At 55.3% G+C, this 19,035-nt stretch carries 16 protein-coding genes and 4 tRNA genes; 14 read left to right on the top strand and 6 right to left on the bottom strand.

The features are described 5' to 3' along the window. Positions 1 to 73: 73 nt before the first annotated feature. From pncC to A936_RS12400, 14 genes are all read left to right on the top strand, one after another. The gene (gene pncC, locus A936_RS12465; protein WP_008458264.1) at positions 74 to 583 is read left to right on the top strand and encodes a nicotinamide-nucleotide amidase; all 510 of its coding nucleotides are present in this window, start codon (positions 74 to 76) and stop codon (positions 581 to 583) included. Between the two features lie 85 nt (positions 584 to 668). Next, the gene (recA, locus tag A936_RS12460) at positions 669 to 1,733 is read left to right on the top strand and encodes a recombinase RecA (RefSeq protein WP_008458263.1); all 1,065 of its coding nucleotides are present in this window, start codon (positions 669 to 671) and stop codon (positions 1,731 to 1,733) included. Between the two features lie 86 nt (positions 1,734 to 1,819). Further along, entirely contained in the window at positions 1,820 to 2,323 is a 504-nt protein-coding gene (locus tag A936_RS12455; RefSeq protein WP_442892850.1) for a regulatory protein RecX, read from the top strand. A 139-nt stretch (positions 2,324 to 2,462) separates the two neighbouring features. After that, a complete protein-coding gene (alaS, locus tag A936_RS12450) occupies positions 2,463 to 5,090 on the top strand; it encodes an alanine--tRNA ligase (protein WP_008458259.1) in 2,628 nt (875 codons plus the stop codon). A 244-nt stretch (positions 5,091 to 5,334) separates the two neighbouring features. Then, positions 5,335 to 5,520: a carbon storage regulator CsrA gene (gene csrA / locus A936_RS12445; RefSeq protein WP_008458257.1), complete on the top strand. Its 186-nt coding sequence runs from the start codon at positions 5,335 to 5,337 to the stop codon at positions 5,518 to 5,520. 302 nt (positions 5,521 to 5,822) lie between these two features. Next, positions 5,823 to 5,915, top strand: a tRNA-Ser gene (locus A936_RS12440). Between the two features lie 4 nt (positions 5,916 to 5,919). Beyond that, positions 5,920 to 5,996: transfer RNA gene (locus A936_RS12435), tRNA-Arg, on the top strand. A gap of 198 nt (positions 5,997 to 6,194) precedes the next feature. Next, positions 6,195 to 6,271 (top strand) — tRNA-Arg (locus tag A936_RS12430). Positions 6,272 to 6,472: 201 nt separating this feature from the next. Then, positions 6,473 to 6,549: transfer RNA gene (locus A936_RS12425), tRNA-Arg, on the top strand. Positions 6,550 to 6,768: 219 nt separating this feature from the next. Further along, complete coding sequence (gene yqaB / locus A936_RS12420) at positions 6,769 to 7,335, top strand: fructose-1-phosphate/6-phosphogluconate phosphatase (RefSeq protein WP_008458254.1); 567 nt, start codon at positions 6,769 to 6,771, stop codon at positions 7,333 to 7,335. After that, complete coding sequence (locus A936_RS12415) at positions 7,332 to 7,760, top strand: YqaA family protein (protein ID WP_008458252.1); 429 nt, start codon at positions 7,332 to 7,334, stop codon at positions 7,758 to 7,760. Before yqaB ends, A936_RS12415 begins: the two co-directional genes overlap by 4 nt. A gap of 76 nt (positions 7,761 to 7,836) precedes the next feature. Next, positions 7,837 to 9,393 carry a glutamate--cysteine ligase gene (gene gshA, locus A936_RS12410; protein ID WP_008458250.1) on the top strand — a complete coding sequence of 519 codons (1,557 nt, stop codon included), beginning with the start codon at positions 7,837 to 7,839 and terminating at the stop codon, positions 9,391 to 9,393. A 156-nt stretch (positions 9,394 to 9,549) separates the two neighbouring features. Continuing rightward, positions 9,550 to 10,065, top strand: a complete 516-nt coding sequence (luxS, locus tag A936_RS12405; RefSeq protein WP_008458247.1) for an S-ribosylhomocysteine lyase — start codon at positions 9,550 to 9,552, stop codon at positions 10,063 to 10,065. A gap of 89 nt (positions 10,066 to 10,154) precedes the next feature. Further along, positions 10,155 to 10,919, top strand: a complete 765-nt coding sequence (locus tag A936_RS12400; protein WP_008458245.1) for an AraC family transcriptional regulator — start codon at positions 10,155 to 10,157, stop codon at positions 10,917 to 10,919. Here A936_RS12400 and leuA read toward each other — a convergent pair. The 6 genes from leuA to proX all read right to left on the bottom strand — a co-directional run bounded on the left by leuA (position 10,916) and on the right by proX (position 19,035). Continuing rightward, positions 10,916 to 12,577 carry a 2-isopropylmalate synthase gene (leuA, locus tag A936_RS12395; protein WP_008458244.1) on the bottom strand — a complete coding sequence of 554 codons (1,662 nt, stop codon included), beginning with the start codon at positions 12,575 to 12,577 and terminating at the stop codon, positions 10,916 to 10,918. The genes A936_RS12400 and leuA overlap by 4 nt on opposite strands. Before the next feature lie 141 nt (positions 12,578 to 12,718). Next, positions 12,719 to 14,257, bottom strand: coding sequence for a multidrug efflux MFS transporter permease subunit EmrB (gene emrB / locus A936_RS12390; protein WP_008458243.1), 1,539 nt, complete (start codon positions 14,255 to 14,257; stop codon positions 12,719 to 12,721). 15 nt (positions 14,258 to 14,272) lie between these two features. Further along, entirely contained in the window at positions 14,273 to 15,445 is a 1,173-nt protein-coding gene (emrA, locus tag A936_RS12385) for a multidrug efflux MFS transporter periplasmic adaptor subunit EmrA (protein ID WP_008458242.1), read from the bottom strand. Between the two features lie 135 nt (positions 15,446 to 15,580). Further along, positions 15,581 to 16,111: a transcriptional repressor MprA gene (gene mprA, locus A936_RS12380; RefSeq protein WP_008458241.1), complete on the bottom strand. Its 531-nt coding sequence runs from the start codon at positions 16,109 to 16,111 to the stop codon at positions 15,581 to 15,583. Positions 16,112 to 16,556: 445 nt separating this feature from the next. Further along, positions 16,557 to 17,735, bottom strand: coding sequence for an MFS transporter (locus tag A936_RS12375; protein WP_008458239.1), 1,179 nt, complete (start codon positions 17,733 to 17,735; stop codon positions 16,557 to 16,559). A gap of 307 nt (positions 17,736 to 18,042) precedes the next feature. Further along, positions 18,043 to 19,035: a glycine betaine/L-proline ABC transporter substrate-binding protein ProX gene (proX, locus tag A936_RS12370; protein WP_008458237.1), complete on the bottom strand. Its 993-nt coding sequence runs from the start codon at positions 19,033 to 19,035 to the stop codon at positions 18,043 to 18,045.

Below are 19,035 nucleotides of genomic sequence, written 5' to 3'. Positions count from 1 at the left end.
CCGATGTAATCCCCTGCAACGTCCGTAAAGTGCTATCGTGTTGGCTAATGATATGTCTACAATCGGAGCCAGCATGACAGACAGCGCATTGTTTGAGCTAAGCCAGCGGGTAGGGAATGGCCTTGGGCAGCTTGGGGCCACCGTGACTACTGCAGAATCTTGTACCGGCGGCTGGATCGCGAAAGTGATTACTGACGTTGCCGGCAGCTCAGCCTGGTTTGAGCGGGGCTTTGTGACCTACAGCAATGAAGCCAAACATCAGCTGATCGGCGTGAACGAAACCACGCTGGAAGCCTATGGCGCCGTCAGTAAAGGCGTGGTGCTTGAGATGGCTCAGGGAGCGCTTGCCGCCGCGAAAGCGGATTATGCGGTTTCTGTCAGTGGTATCGCCGGGCCAGATGGCGGCACGCCAGAAAAACCGGTCGGTACGGTGTGGTTTGGGTTTGCGGATAAGCACAGCAGAACGCTGGCAAAAGTGCAGCGCTTTGACGGCGACCGCGATGCCGTTCGCCGCCAGGCCACGGAATTCGCCCTGCAGAGCCTGTGGGACGATTTTCTAAAAAATAAACTTGATACTGTATGACTGTACAGTATAATTGCCTCAACGAAACAGTATTGAGAACGCGGGGTTGCGAATTATCGCATCACTCAGCATGACAGGAGTAGAAATGGCTATCGACGAAAACAAACAGAAGGCGTTAGCGGCAGCACTGGGCCAGATTGAAAAGCAATTTGGTAAAGGCTCCATCATGCGCTTGGGTGAAGACCGCTCCATGGACGTGGAAACGATCTCTACCGGTTCACTTTCTCTGGATATCGCGCTGGGCGCCGGCGGCCTGCCAATGGGCCGTATCGTAGAAATTTACGGGCCTGAATCTTCCGGTAAAACAACGCTGACCCTGCAGGTTATTGCGGCCGCACAGCGAAGCGGTAAAACCTGTGCGTTCATCGATGCTGAGCACGCGCTGGACCCGGTTTATGCCAAAAAGCTGGGTGTTGATATCGACAACCTGCTGTGTTCCCAGCCGGATACCGGTGAGCAGGCGCTGGAAATCTGTGACGCGCTGGCACGTTCTGGTGCGGTTGACGTCATCATCGTTGACTCCGTTGCGGCGCTGACGCCGAAAGCGGAAATCGAAGGTGAAATCGGCGACTCTCATATGGGCCTTGCGGCACGTATGATGAGCCAGGCAATGCGTAAGCTGGCGGGTAACCTGAAGCAGTCCAACACGCTGCTGATCTTCATCAACCAGATCCGTATGAAAATTGGCGTGATGTTCGGTAACCCGGAAACCACGACCGGCGGTAACGCGCTGAAATTCTACGCGTCTGTCCGTCTCGACATTCGTCGTATCGGTGCAGTGAAGGATGGCGAAAACGTCGTCGGTAGCGAAACCCGCGTGAAGGTCGTGAAAAACAAAATTGCCGCGCCATTTAAACAGGCTGAATTCCAAATTCTCTACGGCGAAGGCATCAACTTCTACGGTGAGCTGGTTGACCTGGGCGTGAAGCACAAGCTGATTGAAAAAGCGGGTGCATGGTACAGCTACAACGGTGAAAAAATCGGTCAGGGCAAGGCAAACGCCAGCAACTTCCTGAAAGAGAATAAGCCGATGGCGGAAGAAATTGAGAAGAAACTGCGCGAAATGCTGCTGAATAACCAGGACAGCACGCCGGACTTCACTGTTGATGACCACGACGAAGACGCGGTCGAAACTAACGAAGACTTCTAAAACAAGATAAAGGGCTGCTAACGCGGCCCTTTGTGCTTTTTCTCTCCTGATATCGATCTTTGCCACCCGACCCTATGTCCGACAACATCACTTCTCCCCGCCGCAGCCCTTTTGCCCGCCTTCTGGATAAGGCGACCCGTATTCTTGCCATGCGTGACCACAGCGAATATGAGCTGCGCCGTAAGCTGGCAACGCCTTCTGCCTTTACGGCAAAATTTGCTAAAGAGGACGAACCTGAGGTCACTCAGGAAGACATTGATAAGGTTATTGCCTGGTGTTACGAACACCGCTGGCTGGACGACGTGCAGTTTGCGTCACGTTTTATTGCCAGCCGCAGTCGGAAAGGGTATGGACCGCAGCGTATTCGGCAAGAACTGAAGCAAAAGGGCATCGAACGGGCCATTGGGGAGTCCGCGATGATAGCCTGTGAAATTGACTGGCCGCCGCTGGCGCGCGAACTGGCCGAACGCAAGTTTGGCTCGCCGCTGCCAACAGAGTGGCAGATGAAGGCTAAAGTGCAGCGTTTTCTTCTCTATCGTGGCTTCTTTATGGAAGACATTCAGGAGATCTGGCGAAATTTTGCTGATTAGGGCCACACTGGATTTTACTTCCCTCGCCAGAAAACTTATCTTATTCCCACTTTTTTCCAGGTAAGCTGGCCTGAGCCGTCTGCGTTACGGCCGTCATGGCAGCTTTACAACTCTTCGTTAGCTTGATTCCAGGATAATTATGAGCAAGAGCACCGCTGAGATCCGTCAGGCGTTTCTCGATTTTTTCCATAGTAAAGGCCACCAGGTTGTAGCGAGCAGCTCCCTGGTCCCGAACAACGATCCGACTTTGCTGTTTACCAATGCCGGGATGAACCAGTTCAAGGATGTTTTCCTGGGCCTCGACAAACGTAACTATTCCCGCGCTACAACGTCTCAGCGTTGCGTCCGCGCAGGCGGCAAGCACAACGATCTGGAAAACGTCGGTTACACCGCGCGTCACCATACCTTCTTCGAGATGCTGGGTAACTTCAGCTTTGGCGACTATTTCAAACACGATGCGATTAACTTTGCCTGGGAACTGCTGACCGGCGAAAACTGGTTTGCGCTGCCGAAAGAACGCCTGTGGGTGACCGTCTACGAAACCGATGACGAAGCCTATGAGATCTGGGAAAAGGAAGTGGGTGTGCCGCGGGAGCGCATTATTCGCATTGGCGATAATAAAGGCGCAGCCTTCGCATCCGATAACTTCTGGCAGATGGGTGACACTGGCCCTTGCGGTCCTTGCACCGAGATTTTCTACGATCATGGCGATCACATCTGGGGCGGCCCTCCGGGAAGTCCTGAAGAAGATGGCGATCGCTATATTGAGATCTGGAACATCGTGTTCATGCAGTTCAACCGTCAGATCGACGGCACGATGCTGCCTCTGCCAAAACCTTCTGTAGATACCGGTATGGGTCTGGAGCGTATTGCAGCTGTTCTGCAGCACGTTAATTCCAACTACGATATCGACCTGTTCAAAAAGCTGATTCAGTCCGTTGCCGAAGTGACCGGCGCGACCGATCTGTCGAACAAATCCCTGCGCGTTATTGCGGACCACATTCGTTCATGTGCATTCCTGATCGCGGATGGCGTAACGCCTTCTAACGAAAACCGCGGTTACGTTCTGCGTCGCATCATTCGTCGCGCTATTCGCCACGGCAACATGCTGGGTGCGAAAGACACCTTCTTCTATAAGCTGGTTGGCCCGCTAGTCGAAGTCATGGGTTCCGCAGGCGAAGAGCTGGCCAAACAGCAGGCGCTGGTTGAGCAGGTTCTGAAAACCGAAGAAGAGCAGTTTGCCCGCACGCTGGAGCGTGGTCTCGCACTGCTGGATGACGAACTGGCGAAGCTGAAGGGCGACACGCTGGATGGCGAAACCGCTTTCCGCCTGTATGACACCTACGGCTTCCCTGTGGACCTGACGGCTGACGTGTGCCGCGAGCGCAACATCAAAGTTGACGAAGCCGGCTTTGAAGCGGCAATGGAAGAGCAGCGTCGTCGCGCGCGCGAGTCCAGCGGTTTTGGCGCAGACTACAACAGCATGATCCGCGTGGATTCTGCGTCTGAATTTAAAGGCTATGACAGTCTCGACCTGAACGCGAAAGTGACCGCGCTGTTCGTTGACGGCAAATCCGTTGACCAGATTACTGCTGGTCAGGATGCTGTCGTGGTGCTGAACGAGACGCCATTCTATGGTGAGTCCGGCGGCCAGGTTGGCGATAAAGGTACCGTCAAAGGTAACGGCGTTGATTTCGCGGTTGGCGATACTCAGAAATACGGCCAGGCCATCGGCCACCTGGGCAAGCTGGTTTCCGGCGTGCTGAAAGTCGGCGACAGCGTGGAAGCGAAAGTTGATGAAGCTCGTCGCGCTCGTATTCGTCTGAACCACTCCGCAACGCACCTTCTGCATGCCGCGCTGCGTCAGGTACTTGGTACCCATGTTGCTCAGAAAGGCTCCTTGGTAAACGACAAAGGCCTGCGCTTCGACTTCTCTCATTTTGAAGCGATGAAGCCGGCTGAAATCCGCGCCGTAGAAGATATCGTTAACGCGCAGATTCGCCGTAACCTGCCTGTTGAGACCAACGTAATGGATCTCGAAGCAGCGAAAGCGAAGGGCGCAATGGCGCTGTTTGGCGAGAAATATGATGACCACGTGCGTGTGCTGAGCATGGGGGACTTCTCCACCGAGCTGTGTGGCGGTACTCACGCATCCCGTACGGGCGACATCGGTCTGTTCCGCATTGTTGCGGAGTCCGGTACGGCGGCTGGGGTGCGTCGTATTGAAGCCGTGACTGGCGAAGGTGCACTGGCCAATCTCCATGCGCAAAGCGACCAGCTGCACGACATCGCTCAACTGCTGAAAGGCGACAGCCAGAACCTGAACGAGAAAGTCCGTTCGGTGCTGGAACGTACCCGCCAGCTGGAAAAAGAGCTGCAGCAGTTGAAAGAACAGCAGGCTTCGCAGGAGAGCGCAAACCTCTCCAGCAAAGCGGTTGAAGTAAAAGGCGTTAAATTACTGGTAAGCGAGCTGAGCAACGTCGAGCCTAAGATGTTGCGCACCATGGTCGATGACCTGAAAAATCAGCTCGGCTCCGCCGTAATTGTTCTGGCCACCGTGGCAGAAGGGAAAGTGTCTCTGATTGCTGGTGTCTCCAAAGAGGTGACCGACCGCGTGAAAGCGGGGGAACTGGTGGGGATGGTTGCACAGCAGGTAGGCGGCAAAGGGGGCGGTCGTCCTGATATGGCTCAGGCGGGTGGTACAGACGCAGCGGCATTGCCGGGCGCACTGGCCGGCGTTGAGGCCTGGGTTACGGCAAAACTCTGAAAATAACTAAAAGTGTAATTGCGCCATAACTGTTCTCAGTTATGGCGTACTACCATTTACACACTATCAATAATGATAAAGTCAGGTTGAAGTTGTGTATATCGGCTAAACTTAGATATAACAGAGTGTAATGCTATGACAGAGTGCGTGTTATCTATTTGTCATTCGTTACGATTTCGCGTTATATGATGGATAATGCCGGGATACAGAGACCCGACTCTTTTAATCTTTCAAGGAGCAAAGAATGTTAATTCTGACTCGTCGAGTTGGTGAGACCCTTATGATTGGGGATGAGGTGACCGTGACTGTGCTTGGGGTAAAAGGCAACCAGGTCCGTATCGGTGTTAACGCCCCGAAGGAAGTCTCTGTACACCGCGAAGAAATCTACCAACGTATCCAGGCTGAAAAATCCCAGCAAACGAATTTCTAAAAATATCGCGCCTCGCTGAAATCTACAGCGAGGCGCACCTCTTCTGCCTGCTGTTTCCTTTCTCTCCCGTTAACGTCATTTTTGCTTCGCTTATCAGCGTGCCGTTTCTGCGCGCGTATTGCCGTTTGCCTGTTGATAAAACACTCTTTTTGTCTCCAAATTACGCTAATCGAGCGTGATTTGTGCAATCGATAGCGAGTAGGGAAAAATTGTTTGACTTATAAGTCCCAGAAAGTAATATGTGCGCCACGCAGCGACGAGAAGCTCTTACGAGTAACTCGAAGCACTCGAAAGAGGCGTGTGGTGAGGTGGCCGAGAGGCTGAAGGCGCTCCCCTGCTAAGGGAGTATGCGGTCAAAAGCTGCATCCGGGGTTCGAATCCCCGCCTCACCGCCATTTTGCATCCGTAGCTCAGCTGGATAGAGTACTCGGCTACGAACCGAGCGGTCGGAGGTTCGAATCCTCCCGGATGCACCATATTCTTCCTCATCATTAGCGATGACGGTGTGACAGAGAAAGTTAATTTCTCCGCCAGCACCAGGGAAGATAACGTTGCTTCAGCAACGGCCCTTTAGGGCGAGCCTTTGGTGAGTCATCCTCCCGGATGTACCATCTTCATCAGTGTTGCGGCATGATGAGCGACACTGAGTCAGCAGTAAAAGCAGTAATCCCGATGCATCCGTAGCTCAGCTGGATAGAGTACTCGGCTACGAACCGAGCGGTCGGAGGTTCGAATCCTCCCGGATGCACCATATTCTTCCTCATCATTAGCGATGACGGTGTGAAAGAGAAAGTTACTTTCTCCGCAAGCACCAGGGAGGATAACGTTGCTTCAGCAACGGCCCTTTAGGGCGAGCCTTCGGTGAGTCATCCTCCCGGATGCACCATTCTTCTCCGGTATTGCCTGATAGTGTAGGTAGTACTGAGTCAGCAGTAAAAGCAGTAATCCCGATGCATCCGTAGCTCAGCTGGATAGAGTACTCGGCTACGAACCGAGCGGTCGGAGGTTCGAATCCTCCCGGATGCACCATTTTCTTCCTCATCATTAGCGATGACGGTGTGAAAGAGAAAGTTACTTTCTCACCAGCACGACCCACCCCTTCAAACTTCATTTAAATTCCCCTGTTACAAACATACCGTTCAGCTTTTCATACTCCTTATTCGCAATATCGCCTCTACCCGCAGACAGCGACAATTTCAGCCATTTACGCTAAAGTACCGCCTCGACATTCAGTGAAGTGAGGGTGAGATGTACGATCGCTATGACGGTTTAATCTTTGATATGGACGGCACGATCCTTGATACGGAGCCGACTCACCGTAAAGCCTGGCATGAAACCCTTGGCCGCTATGGCATGAGCTTCGACGAGCAGGCGATGGTTGCCCTGAATGGCGCGCCAAGCTGGAAAATTGCTGCTGCAATTATCGAAAGGCACAATGCCGATCTCGATCCCCACAGTCTGGCGGCTGAAAAAACTGTTGCCGTTCGAGCCATGCTGCTTGATACCGTGCGTCCGCTGCCGCTGATTGAAGTGGTGAAAGCCTGGCATGGCCGCCGTCCGATGTCGGTCGGCACAGGTAGCGAAAGCGATATTGCAGAAGCGCTGCTTAAGCATCTTGGTTTACGTCAGTATTTTGCGGCGGTCGTGGCAGCAGATCATGTTAAACACCATAAGCCAGCACCTGATACCTTCTTACGCTGCGCCGAACTGATGGGCGTGGCGCCGGAAAAATGTGTGGTATTTGAAGATGCTGATTTTGGTCTTCAGGCGGCGCGTAGCGCGGGAATGGATGTTGTGGACGTGCGCCTACTGTGAGCGACACGCTATCGCTCCTTTCACTGTTCACCAGCAGTTTCCTGAGCGCGACGCTGCTGCCGGGGAGCTCAGAAGCGGTACTTGTGGCGCTTCTGGTTGCCGGTAGCGGCCCGGTATCGGTTCTTGTGATAATAGCAACAATCGGTAATAGCCTTGGCGGTATGACTAACGTTATTCTGGGGCGCTTTTTCCCGCAGCGTATACAATCGCGCTGGCAGGGGAAAGCGACCGACTGGTTGACTCGTTTTGGCCCAGCGACGTTGTTACTGAGCTGGATGCCGCTGATAGGCGATCTGTTATGCCTGCTGGCCGGGTGGTTACGCCTGAGCTGGGGGCCGGTGATATTCTTTTTATGCCTTGGCAAAGCGCTACGCTACATCGTTGTCGCGGCTGCAACGGTACAAGGCATGGCGTGGTGGCACTAATTGCGTGGGATGAGTCTTCATCACCGGCGAAAACAATTATGCTTATTAAAATAAATTCGACAGGCGGGAGGTCAATTTGATCCCGGACGTATCACAGGCTTTGGCCTGGCTGGAAAAACACCCTGAAGCAGTAAAAGGCATTTGCCGTGGTCTTGAGCGTGAAACGCTGCGCGTGACGCCAGAAGGCGATTTAGCCACCACCGGGCATCCTGAAAGCCTTGGCTCAGCGTTTACACATAAATGGATTACCACGGACTTCGCCGAAGCCCTCCTGGAATTTATTACCCCGGTTGATGGTGACATTGACCATATGCTGACCTTCCTGCGTGACATTCATCGCCACACGGCGCGTGAACTGGGCGAGGAACGTATGTGGCCGCTAAGTATGCCGTGTTACATCGACGACGGTCAGAACATCGAGCTGGCCCAGTACGGTTCTTCTAATGCGGGGCGCTTTAAAACGCTGTACCGCGAAGGGCTGAAAAATCGTTATGGCGCGCTGATGCAGACCATCTCCGGCGTGCATTACAATTTCTCCCTGCCGATGGCTTTCTGGCAGGCAAAATGCGGCGTACAGGACGCAGAAAGTGGCAAAGAGGCCATTTCTGCCGGTTATTTCCGCCTGATCCGCAACTATTACCGCTTTGGTTGGGTTATCCCTTATTTGTTCGGTGCTTCTCCGGCTATTTGCTCTTCATTCCTGCAGGGCAAAGAGAGCGCCTTGCCGTTTGAGAAAACCGAATGCGGCATGTATTACCTGCCGTATGCCACGTCATTACGCCTGAGCGATCTGGGTTACACCAACAAGTCGCAGAGCAATCTGGGCATTACCTTCAACGATCTGAACACCTATGTCGATGCGCTGAAGCGGGCGATTAAAACCCCGTCGGAAGAGTACGCTCAGATTGGTTTGATGAAGGACGGCAAGCACCTGCAGCTCAACACCAACGTGCTGCAAATTGAAAACGAACTCTATGCGCCGATTCGTCCAAAGCGCGTGACGCGTGACGGAGAATCGCCGTCGGATGCGCTGCTGCGCGGCGGCATCGAGTATATCGAAGTGCGTTCGCTGGATATCAACCCGTTCTCGCCAATCGGCGTGGATGAGCAGCAGGTTCGCTTCCTCGACCTGTTTATGATTTGGTGCGTACTGGCGGATGCGCCGGAGATGAGCAGCGACGAGCTGCTGTGCACCCGCACCAACTGGAACCGAGTGATTCTGGAAGGGCGTAAACCTGGGCTTACCCTTGGTATTGGCTGTGAAACGGCTCAGCACCCGCTGTCAAAAGTAGGCAAAGATCTGTTCACCGATTTACGCCGCGTGGCGGAAACGCTGGACGGCATGACCGACAGCCAGGAATACCAGCAAGTTTGTGACCAACTGGTTGCCAGCTTTGACGATCCAGAATTAACGTATTCAGCACGTATTTTACGTTCTATGATTGATAACGGGATTGGTGGCACCGGCCTTGCGCTGGCGGAACAATACCGTCAGATGCTGATTCAGGAGCCGTTGGAGATTTTAACCGCGGATGCCCTGCAGAAAGAGCATGATGCTTCATGGCAGCGTCAGCGGGATATTGAGGCGGCGGATACGGAGTCGTTCGATAGCTGGCTGGAAAAGAATGCCTGACAGAAAAGAAAATGGCCACATACTTGTGGCCAAATATTCATCTCTGAATAACAGGGATGATGATAACAAATGCGCGTCTTTCATATACTCAGACTCGCGTGCGTAAAAATAGTTTCAATTATTTTTAAAAAAAATCATTTTATCGGAGGTGACCAGATGCCGTTGTTGGATAGCTTCACAGTCGACCATACTCGTATGGGTGCGCCTGCAGTCCGTGTAGCCAAAACTATGCACACGCCACACGGTGACACCATTACGGTGTTTGACCTGCGCTTTTGTGTCCCGAACAAGGAAGTGATGCCGGAAAAAGGGATCCATACTCTGGAGCACCTGTTCGCCGGTTTTATGCGTGACCACCTGAACGGGAACGGGGTAGAGATCATCGACATCTCCCCAATGGGCTGCCGCACAGGGTTCTACATGAGCCTGATCGGTGTCCCGGCAGAGCAGCGCGTGGCGGATGCCTGGAAAGCGGCGATGCAGGACGTGCTGAAAGTGAAAGAGCAAAACCAGATCCCAGAACTGAACGTTTACCAGTGCGGGACTTATCAGATGCACTCTCTGCAGGAAGCGCAGGATATCGCGCGCCACATCATTGAGCATGGCGTCAGCGTCAACAGCAATGATGAGCTGGCTCTGCCGAAAGAGAAGCTGCAGGAACTGCACATCTAGTTTTGTGTACACAGTAAAAAGGAGTCATATGGCTCCTTTTTTTACGCCTGCGGTATGCTATCGTCATCTTTTTGCTCACGAAACGAACTATGTCCACCAGCCTGAAATTCAGTTTTGCCACGCGGCCGCTGGTTCCTTTTGCCCATGATTACAGCCATGGTGCCTCGGAGCCCTGGCACAGTCACGACTGCGCCCAGCTGCTGCATACGCTGAGCGGCGTTGTGCGCGTCGAAACCGGGCAGGGGATTTGGGTGGTTCCGCCGGGGCGCGGCGTCTGGTTACCCGCTGGCACTCAGCACCGCCTGCAAATCATCGGCCACGTAGCGGCGCGCACATTGTTTATTGATCCGTTTGCACGGGCTGACTTACCGTCGGTTTGCCAGGTCGTGCAGATATCCACTTTACTGCGCGAGCTGATTATCTGCTCGCTCCAGTTACCGGAAGCTTACCCGGCGGGAAGTCGGGCAGAGCGAATTTACGAGCTTATCCTGGATGAGATTAGGGGCACCGACGCGCTGCCGTTTAATCTTCCGGAGCCGCAGTCACCGGGGCTACTGGCGCTGTGTCGCCAGATTCAGGCGGAACCCGGTCAGCCCTGGACAAACGCGCTGGCCGCTGAACGGCTTAACGTCAGTGAGAGAACCTTGCTGCGCCATTTTCGTCAGCAAACGGGTCTGGCGTTTAGCGAATGGCTGCGCAGGGCAAGGCTGATGGCGGCGCTTGAGCGTCTTGCCCAGGGGCAGTCCGTGCTGCGCGTTGCGCTGGATCTGGGGTATGAAAGCCACAGCGCCTTCAGCGCTATGTTTCGGCGAACGCTCGGCGTTTCACCGAGCGAATATTTCTTCTCTGATTAACCCTCGGGCAGCGCGTTTAACAGCGCCTGGAGCGACGCGCGCGAGACATCGTTATCAATGCCGGTTCCCCAGCGGCTCACGCCTTCCCTGAAGGTGCAGCGGATATAAGCCGCCGAGCGGCTTTCGCTGTGCCTGCCGAGCGTATGCTCATGATAATCCTCAATAGAAAATACCAGGTTAAAACGAGATTTGAGGGCATCGGCTGCGGCGGAAAGTAAACCGTTGCCTTTGCCCTGCAGAGCGATAACGCCGCCGTGCGTCTGAACGTGGGCCCACAGCCGGAGTGAACCATCGGCCTGGCTCTCCGTCCGGTAATCCAGCAACTGACGCGGGGCGGTTTGATGCGGGCCGTACAGTGTGCGGAACAGCTGCCACAGGGCGCTCAGCGTCATCTCGTTCCCCTCCCTGTCGGTTTGCGCCTGGACGTGGCGACTAAAGTCCTGCTGTAAACCGCGCGGCAGCACCAGGCCGTGGTTTTGCTCCAGCATCCACGCGGCACCGCTTTTCCCGGACTGGCTGTTGACGCGGATCACGGCTTCGTAGCTGCAGCCAATATCGTTCGGATCAACGGGCAGATAGGGCATTTCCCACCGCGCTGAGCTGGACTCGCCCCGCGCGGTAAAACCTTTCTTAATGGCATCCTGATGCGACCCGGAAAAAGCGGTAAAAGCGAGATTCCCGGCGTAAGGATGGCGAGGGTGCACCGGTAACTGATTGCATTGTTCAACCAGTTCCACCACCTGCTTCATATCGCTGAAATCCAGCTGCGGCGAAATCCCCTGGCTATAAAGATTCATCGCCAGCGTGACCAGGCAGACGTTCCCGGTACGCTCGCCGTTGCCAAACAGGCAGCCTTCCACCCGATCTGCACCGGCGAGGATCGCGAGTTCGGCGCTGGCCACGCCGCTGCCGCGATCGTTATGTGGATGTACGCTGATGCACACCGCATCCCGGCGGGAGAAATGGCGGCAGAAATACTCAATCTGGTCGGCATAGACGTTGGGCGTGTTCACCTCCACGGTGGCGGGCAAATTGATAATCATTGGTCGATCGGGAGATGGCTCCCAGACATCCGCCACCGCTTCACAAATTTGCAGGGCAAAGTCCGGTTCGGTGAAGCAAAAGGTTTCCGGGGAATATTCATAGCGCCAGCGCGTCTGCGGGTTAGCCTCACACAGCGCTCGCACCTGGCGCGTGGCGGTGACCGCCAACTGAACGATCTCTTCTTTGCTCTGGCGGAAGACCAGCCTGCGGAACAGTGGGGCGGTGGCGTTGTACAGATGCACCGTGGCGCTGTGTACGCCTGCCAGGGATGCAAAGGTGCGTTCAATCAGGTCGCTGCGCGCCTGGGTCAGCACCTGAATGGTGACATCTTCAGGAATACGATTTTCTTCAATCAGCTGACGCACAAACTGGAAGTCGGTTTCTGAGGCGGCAGGGAAGGCGACCTCGATCTCTTTGAAGCCGCACTTCAGCAGTAAATCCCAGAAGCGCAGCTTGCGGGCCGCGTCCATCGGCTCGGCCAGCGCCTGATTGCCGTCGCGCAGGTCAGTGGAAAGCCAGCGAGGAGCGTGCGTCAGGGTTCTATCCGGCCACTGTCGGTCGGGTAACTGAATCGGCGCATGGGCGAGGTATTTTTGCGATGGGTTGGTCAGCATCAGGATTCTCCAGGTCATGTGGTCTGTTTATCCTGGCGAATAATCTGGGCAGGGGCTGGCGCAAAGCTGACAACCTGTGTGGCGAAACCGCCAGGTTGAGGCAAAGAAAAAGGAGCCCGAAGGCTCCTTTAGGGAGGAATGTCAGTGTGCGCCACCGCCGCCACCGCCGGCCCCGAAAGGCGGTTTGGCAAACCAAACCAGCCCAAGCAGCAGAATAAATACCCCTGCCGAGAACCAGAAAATCTCGTTGGCGGAGATGATCAGCCCCTGGTTGGTGATCTGCTGGGCGATGTAGCCGGAAGCCTGTTGGTGCGACATGCCCAAGCCCTGAAGCTGGTTGTAGGTTTCAACCGAGTTCGGGTTATACGGCGTCACAGACTCCGTGAGCTGCGCATGGTGCAGCGACTCGCGGTTCGTCCACAGCGTGGTGGTTATCGACGTCCCAATCGAACCCGCCAGCGTACGGGTAAAGTTCGACAGGCTCGACGCCGCGGCAAGGCGCTCCGGCGGCAGGCCAGACAGGGTAATCGTGGTCAGCGGCATGAAGAAGCACGCCACCGCAAAGCCCTGAATAAACTGCGGCCAGGCCGACGCGGCGAAGTCCATCCCCGGCTCAAAGGTATACGCGCGCCAGTAGAAGCACACCGCATACATAATGAAGCTGAAGGTCACCAGACGGCGCATATCGAGCTTGTGCGCGAAGCGGCCGATAATCGGCGACAGCAGCACCGGGATGACCCCCACCGGCGCGGACGCAAGCCCGGCCCAGGTTGCGGTATAGCCATACACTTCCTGCAACAGCTGCGGCAGCAACACAATCGCGCCGAAGTAGAGCATGTAGGCGAGACTGATACACAGGCAGCCGATGGTAAAGTTTCGCGACTTAAACAGCGAGAGGTCGACTATCGGATTATCGTCGGTCAGCTCCCAGACAATCAGGAAGCTGATGGTGACCACCGCAATCACCGTCAACACGATGATTTCCGTCGAGTTAAACCAGTCCAGCTCTTTACCCCGGTCGAGCATGATCTGCAGGCTACCGATCCCCAGCACCAGCAAGGCCAGCCCTACGCCATCAATGCGGCGCTGCTCTGTGCGGGTTTCGCGGCCTCGCAGGGCCTGCAGGCCCATCAGCACCACGACGATACCAATCGGCACGTTGATGAAGAAGATCCAGCCCCAGTGATAGTTGTCGCTGATGTAGCCGCCCAGAATCGGGCCGCAAATCGGCGCCACGATCACCGTCATCGACCACAGCGCCAGCGCAATGCTGCGCTTGGCGGGCGGGTAGTTGCTCAGCAACAGGCTCTGGGACAGCGGAATCAGCGGCCCGGCAACGATCCCCTGGATAACGCGGAAGAAGATCAGCATCGTCAGGCTGTTGGACATGCCGCACGCCCAGGAGGCGATAGCAAACAGCACGGTCGACCACAGGAACAGCCTCACTTCCCCGAAGCGTTTTGCCAGCCAGCCGGTGATCGGGATTGAGATGGCGTTTGCCACCCCAAACGAGGTGATAACCCACGTCCCCTGGCTCAGGGATGAGCCCAGGTTACCGGCAATCGTCGGGATAGCCACGTTAGCGATGGTGGAGTCCAGCACCTGCATAAAGGTCGCCAGCGACAGGGCGATGGTCATAATGACCAGCTGGGCGCCTTCTAGCGGTTTTTGTTGTGCCATACACCCTCCGCTTTATTAACCCGCATTGGCCTGAATAATCTGGTCAATAAGCTGGTTAGCCGGCGTCAGATTCAGCTCACGCGCGTTACTTTCGTAAACCGGCGTGGTGCGGGTCTGAGAGGACAGTACGCTCCCGTCGCGGTTGCTGGTATCCACATTCACCAGCGTGGACAGGCCGATACGCAGCGGATGCTGTTCAACCTGTTTGGCGTCCAGTTCAATACGTACCGGCAGACGCTGAACCACTTTGATCCAGTTCCCGGTGGCGTTCTGTGCTGGCAGCAGCGAGAAGGCGCTGCCGGTGCCCATATCCAGGCCGACAACTTTCCCGGTGTACTTCACGTCGTCGCCGTAGATATCGCTGACGATGGTGGCCGACTGGCCAATGCGCATATGCGCCAGCTGGGTTTCTTTAAAGTTAGCGTCAACCCACATACCGCTGGCCGGTACGATGGCCATCAGCGCCGTGGACGGGCTAATTTGGGCGCCAACCTGCACGGCACGGCGGGAAACATAGCCGGTCATTGGGCTGACGATGGTGGTACGCTGCAGCGCCATCCAGCTGTTACGCACTTCGGTCGCCGCCTGTTGAACCGCGGGCTGCTCTTCCAGTTTGGTGCCGAGAATCATGGCCTGGTTAGCATTGTATTGCTGCACGGCCACATCCAACTGAGCCTGAGCGCTGGTGACGGCATCACGGGCGTGCTGCAGTTCTTCGCGGCCAATCAGGTTGGCGCTGCCCAGCGGAATACGGCGGTTCAGGTCGCTTTGCGCCTGCGCCAGAGCCGTTTTCTGCAGTTCGATATTGGCCTGATATTGCTTGCTGTTGATCATCAGCTGGCGAGTCTGCCGCACGCTGGAGGCCAGTTGGGTTTTGGCCTTTTCAAACGCCTGTTCGGCGTCGGCGCGGTCGAGGCTGACCAGCACATCACCCTGTTTCACAAAATCGGTATTGTCCGCCCAGACTTTGGTGACGCTACCGGAGACCTGGGCCATGATCTGCACCTGGTTGCCTGCCACATAAGCATCATCGGTCTCTTCAAAGTGACGCAGCACCAAAAACCAATAGATTCCATATGCCACAGCAATAATGACAAAGAGCAAGGTCAACAAGATCAGGGCGCTTTTACGTTTCCCCTTCTTGTTAGCCGGTTGCTGCGGGGCTTGAGTCTCCGCATTTGCGCTCATGCTAATCTCCACCTGGTTATTATTATTTCCGGTCAGCTGAGCCGACCTGTTAGACCTGACAGGCCAGCAAGGAGATTGCTGGCCTGAGCGTTGTTTTGAAATCGGATTGTGGTCAGACGTACAGACGGTAAAAGCTTAGCTCAGAGCTTCAAGGATCACTTTGTCCTCTTCCATCTGGTCGAGGCGGTTGAGCAGCTTACGGGTGATTGTTTCCAGCTGTGTTTTTTCGTCAGCATCCAGAGCGGACCACAGTTGATGCAGGCAGTTATGCTGCGGTGGCAGGACCTGTCTCAGGAATTCGTGACCTTTTTCGGTCAAATGCAGATGCAGGCAGCGGCGGTCATTGTCGCTTTCACGGCGCTCAATCCAGCCGCGTTTTTCCAGCTCATCGGCAATACGCGTGGCGTTGGTGCGGGATGAACCCAGCGCGCAGCTCAGCTCAGAAGGCTGGATGCTGTGATTTTCCTGGGACTCAAGGGTAATGAGTGCCATGAATAAGGTCTCGTTGATCCCCTGCGCCTTCAGCATCTTATTGCGGTTTTCCAGCAGTTTACCCTGCATGTGCATACAAAGACGCGTCAACAGAACTTCCTGGTACGGGAACTCCTGATAACGTTTGGCGCGGAACTTCAGCATTTGTTCTATGGGCGTGAACGAACTATCCATTTTGGCATAACCTCATTAGTTGCAGCCGATATAGTAACGATGGTGACAAATAAAGTAAATGTATTATTTATACGTTTGTATACGTTTATATACGTTTGGTTGTTGCCACCATCGGCGTAAACCACGCTAAGCCGTAGCCCAGAGTGCTAAGCAGCGTGGGGAGAGAAAATGGGTTTCGAGTGGTATAACGGCGTTTAACGGCAGCGAAGCCGGAGGCTTTGTGCCTTGAGGACAGGAGAAATGGCAATGGAAAGGCTGCTTTCAGACTGAAGAACAATTCCGCCCCGTGGCGGTTGTCGGCTGAAACAGTTGCGGGTCTATCCATATAGGGTGTTAATAAATAACCTGCGTTAATGTCACTCGAATTAGTAAACGGGGACAACCTTAACAGACTGTCCCCGCCATTACATCTTCAATTTCCCTTACGGGAAGCGACAATATTGCGCTAATCGGCCTGCCGCTGGTATCCGCGCCACCACACTACCAAATTTAGTAGGGCGACGCTGGCGCCGGCAATGCACACCCCGTTCCAGCCGGCATGTTGGTAAGCGCTCGCTGAAATCAAAGAACCCGCCGCGCCGCCGATGAAGTAGCTGGTCATGTACCCGGCGGTCAGTCGGTTACGGGCTTCCGGCATCATGCGGTATATCAGGCTCTGGTTGGTGATGTGGACGCCCTGAACGGTGAGATCCAGCACCAGGATACCCACAATCAGGGCGAGGGCAGAGAACTGACCAAAAGCGATTGCGGCCCAGGAAAGTAACAGCAGCAGCAGACCAATGGTGGTGGTGTGGTGCCCTTTGCCCTTATCAACCAGCCCGCCTGCGGGGCGAGCGCCGAGCGCGCCAGCGGCTCCCGCAAGGCCGAACAGGCCGATAACCCCTTCGGAATAGTTAAACGGCGGCGAGGCCAGCAGGAACGCCATCGACGTCCAGAGAATGCTGAAGTTGGCGAAGGTCAGGCAGCCCAGCAAGGCGCGGGTGCGCAGCAGGCTGTTTTTAATAAACAGGCTGAAGATTGAGGTCAGCAGTTGCGGGTAGTTGAGGTGGCTGTCCTGCTTCACCTGCGGCAGCCCGCGCCACAGGGCCAGCGCCATCAGCGCCATCAGCACGCTGGCAACCCAATAAACGGTGCGCCAGCCGCCAAGGCTTGCCAATAAACCCGCGACGGTTCGCGCCAGCAGAATCCCGAGCAGCAGCCCGCTCATGATAGTCCCGACAACCTTCCCGCGCTTTTCCGGTGCCGCGAGCGTCGCGGCAAACGGCACAAGAATCTGCGCGACCACGGAGAAGAGCCCGGTCAGCGCGGTGCCCAGAATCATCATCCACAGGGACTGGCTGGTGGCGGTGATCAGCATCCCACCGGCTGCCAGCAGCGTCATAAAGACGATCAGCCCCCGGCGCTCGAACATATCCCCAAGCGGCACCAGCAGCAACAGCCCTGCGGCATAGCCGAGCTGTGCAGTGGTAACGATAAATCCGGCCTGATTCACCGAGAGCGAAAAGGCGTTTGCGATGGTGTCGAGCAGCGGCTGCGCGTAATAGTTGCTGGCAACCGCGAGGCCGGTCGCGACGGACATCAGGACGATCAGCGCCGGGCTGAGTCCGTGAGTATTGTTTTTCATTATTATCTTCAACTTGCCAAAGAGAGGTCTGAATAATAGCGAAAAATGATGACAGCAGAAGCGAAGGTGGGTGTCGGATCGTGCGGTTATTGACCCTCACCCCGGCCCTCTCCCTGGAAGGGTGAGGGAGAAAAGAAGGAGAAGGGAAAAGGTGTTTGTCTGTTTATTCCCTCTCCCTTTTGGGAAGAGCGATGGTCTTTACCAGGAAAGGAGAGGGAGAAAAGAAGGAGAAGAGAAAAGGTGTTTGTCTGTTTATCCCCTCTCCCCTTTGGGGTGTACAGGGGAGAGGGTCAGGGTGAGGGGCGGTTTATTTCGCCGCCAGTGCCTCTTTCACCCAGCCGTCAAACTGCGCCTGGTGCGCCTTAATCCAGCCGTCGACGTGGCCGTTAATGTCGGCCTCAGAAGACTTACCGTTATGCATCATCGCATTCTGGGCATTGATATCCGCCAGCGGCAATTTCATGACGGCAAACAGCTTCGCCGCCTGTGGGTTTTTCTCGGCCCAGGCCTTGTTGGCGACAATGTGCATGGTGTTCACCGGGAAGCCGTAGTTCGCCCCGTTAGGCAGTTTAGTATCAATATCTTTCTGCTCGCCCGGCAGGGAAGAGAACGGCACCTGCAGCCACACCACGTCTTTGCCCGGCTTCAGCACATCGCTCACCCAGTACGGTGTCCAGGTGTAATACAGCACCGGCTTACCTTCTTTGAAGCGCGCGATAGTGTCGGCCATCATCGCCGAGTAGTTGCCGTGGTTCACGGTCACGGTATTCGCCAGCTTATAGGCTTCATTCTGGTGATTAATCACCGCCTCGCAGCCCCAGCCTGGCGTACAGCCCATCATGTCAGCTTTGCCGTCGCCGTTGCTGTCGAACAGTTTGGCGATTTTCGGATCTTTAAGCTGCTCGATATTGGTGATGTGGTACTGGTCAGCGGTTTTCTTATCAATAAGGTAGCCCTGAGCCGCGCCGGTCACGAAGGTGCCTTCCCGGTAGAATTTCTTGCTCCCGCCCGCAGCGGCGTACATATCATCATGCAGCGGCTGCCAGTTAACGGCGGTGAAGGTGGCGTCGCCGGAAGCGATAGAGGTGTAGCCTACGTTATAGTCCACCTCGCTTGGCTTGTTCACGGTGTAGCCCATTTTCTCCAGCGCGCGGCTGACCAGCAGCGTCTGGAAGGTTTCTTCGGCGATGGTGCTCTGTACCGGCTGAACGGTAATGCCTTTGCCCGGCAGGTCTGCGGCAAAAGCGCTGGTGGTAACGAGTGTCGCAAGAGCTGTGGCTAAAATAGCGTTGTGTCGCAT

The organism is Enterobacter sp. Ag1 (genome assembly GCA_000277545.1).
Taxonomy (GTDB): Bacteria; Pseudomonadota; Gammaproteobacteria; order Enterobacterales; family Enterobacteriaceae; genus Cedecea.
Note: the sequence above shows the minus strand (reverse complement) of the source record. Positions and strands in the feature narration are given on the sequence as shown.

Excerpts from the sequence above, each read along its gene's own strand:
- pncC (WP_008458264.1), top strand. The coding sequence starts at position 74 with ATGACAGACAGCGCATTGTTTGAGCTAAGCCAGCGGGTAGGGAATGGC.
- recA (WP_008458263.1), top strand. The coding sequence starts at position 669 with ATGGCTATCGACGAAAACAAACAGAAGGCGTTAGCGGCAGCACTGGGC.
- alaS (WP_008458259.1), top strand. The coding sequence starts at position 2,463 with ATGAGCAAGAGCACCGCTGAGATCCGTCAGGCGTTTCTCGATTTTTTC.
- csrA (WP_008458257.1), top strand. The coding sequence starts at position 5,335 with ATGTTAATTCTGACTCGTCGAGTTGGTGAGACCCTTATGATTGGGGAT.
- yqaB (WP_008458254.1), top strand. The coding sequence starts at position 6,769 with ATGTACGATCGCTATGACGGTTTAATCTTTGATATGGACGGCACGATC.
- luxS (WP_008458247.1), top strand. The coding sequence starts at position 9,550 with ATGCCGTTGTTGGATAGCTTCACAGTCGACCATACTCGTATGGGTGCG.
- A936_RS12400 (WP_008458245.1), top strand. The coding sequence starts at position 10,155 with ATGTCCACCAGCCTGAAATTCAGTTTTGCCACGCGGCCGCTGGTTCCT.
- leuA (WP_008458244.1), bottom strand. The coding sequence starts at position 12,577 with ATGCTGACCAACCCATCGCAAAAATACCTCGCCCATGCGCCGATTCAG.
- emrB (WP_008458243.1), bottom strand. The coding sequence starts at position 14,257 with ATGGCACAACAAAAACCGCTAGAAGGCGCCCAGCTGGTCATTATGACC.
- emrA (WP_008458242.1), bottom strand. The coding sequence starts at position 15,445 with ATGAGCGCAAATGCGGAGACTCAAGCCCCGCAGCAACCGGCTAACAAG.
- mprA (WP_008458241.1), bottom strand. The coding sequence starts at position 16,111 with ATGGATAGTTCGTTCACGCCCATAGAACAAATGCTGAAGTTCCGCGCC.
- A936_RS12375 (WP_008458239.1), bottom strand. The coding sequence starts at position 17,735 with ATGAAAAACAATACTCACGGACTCAGCCCGGCGCTGATCGTCCTGATG.
- proX (WP_008458237.1), bottom strand. The coding sequence starts at position 19,035 with ATGCGACACAACGCTATTTTAGCCACAGCTCTTGCGACACTCGTTACC.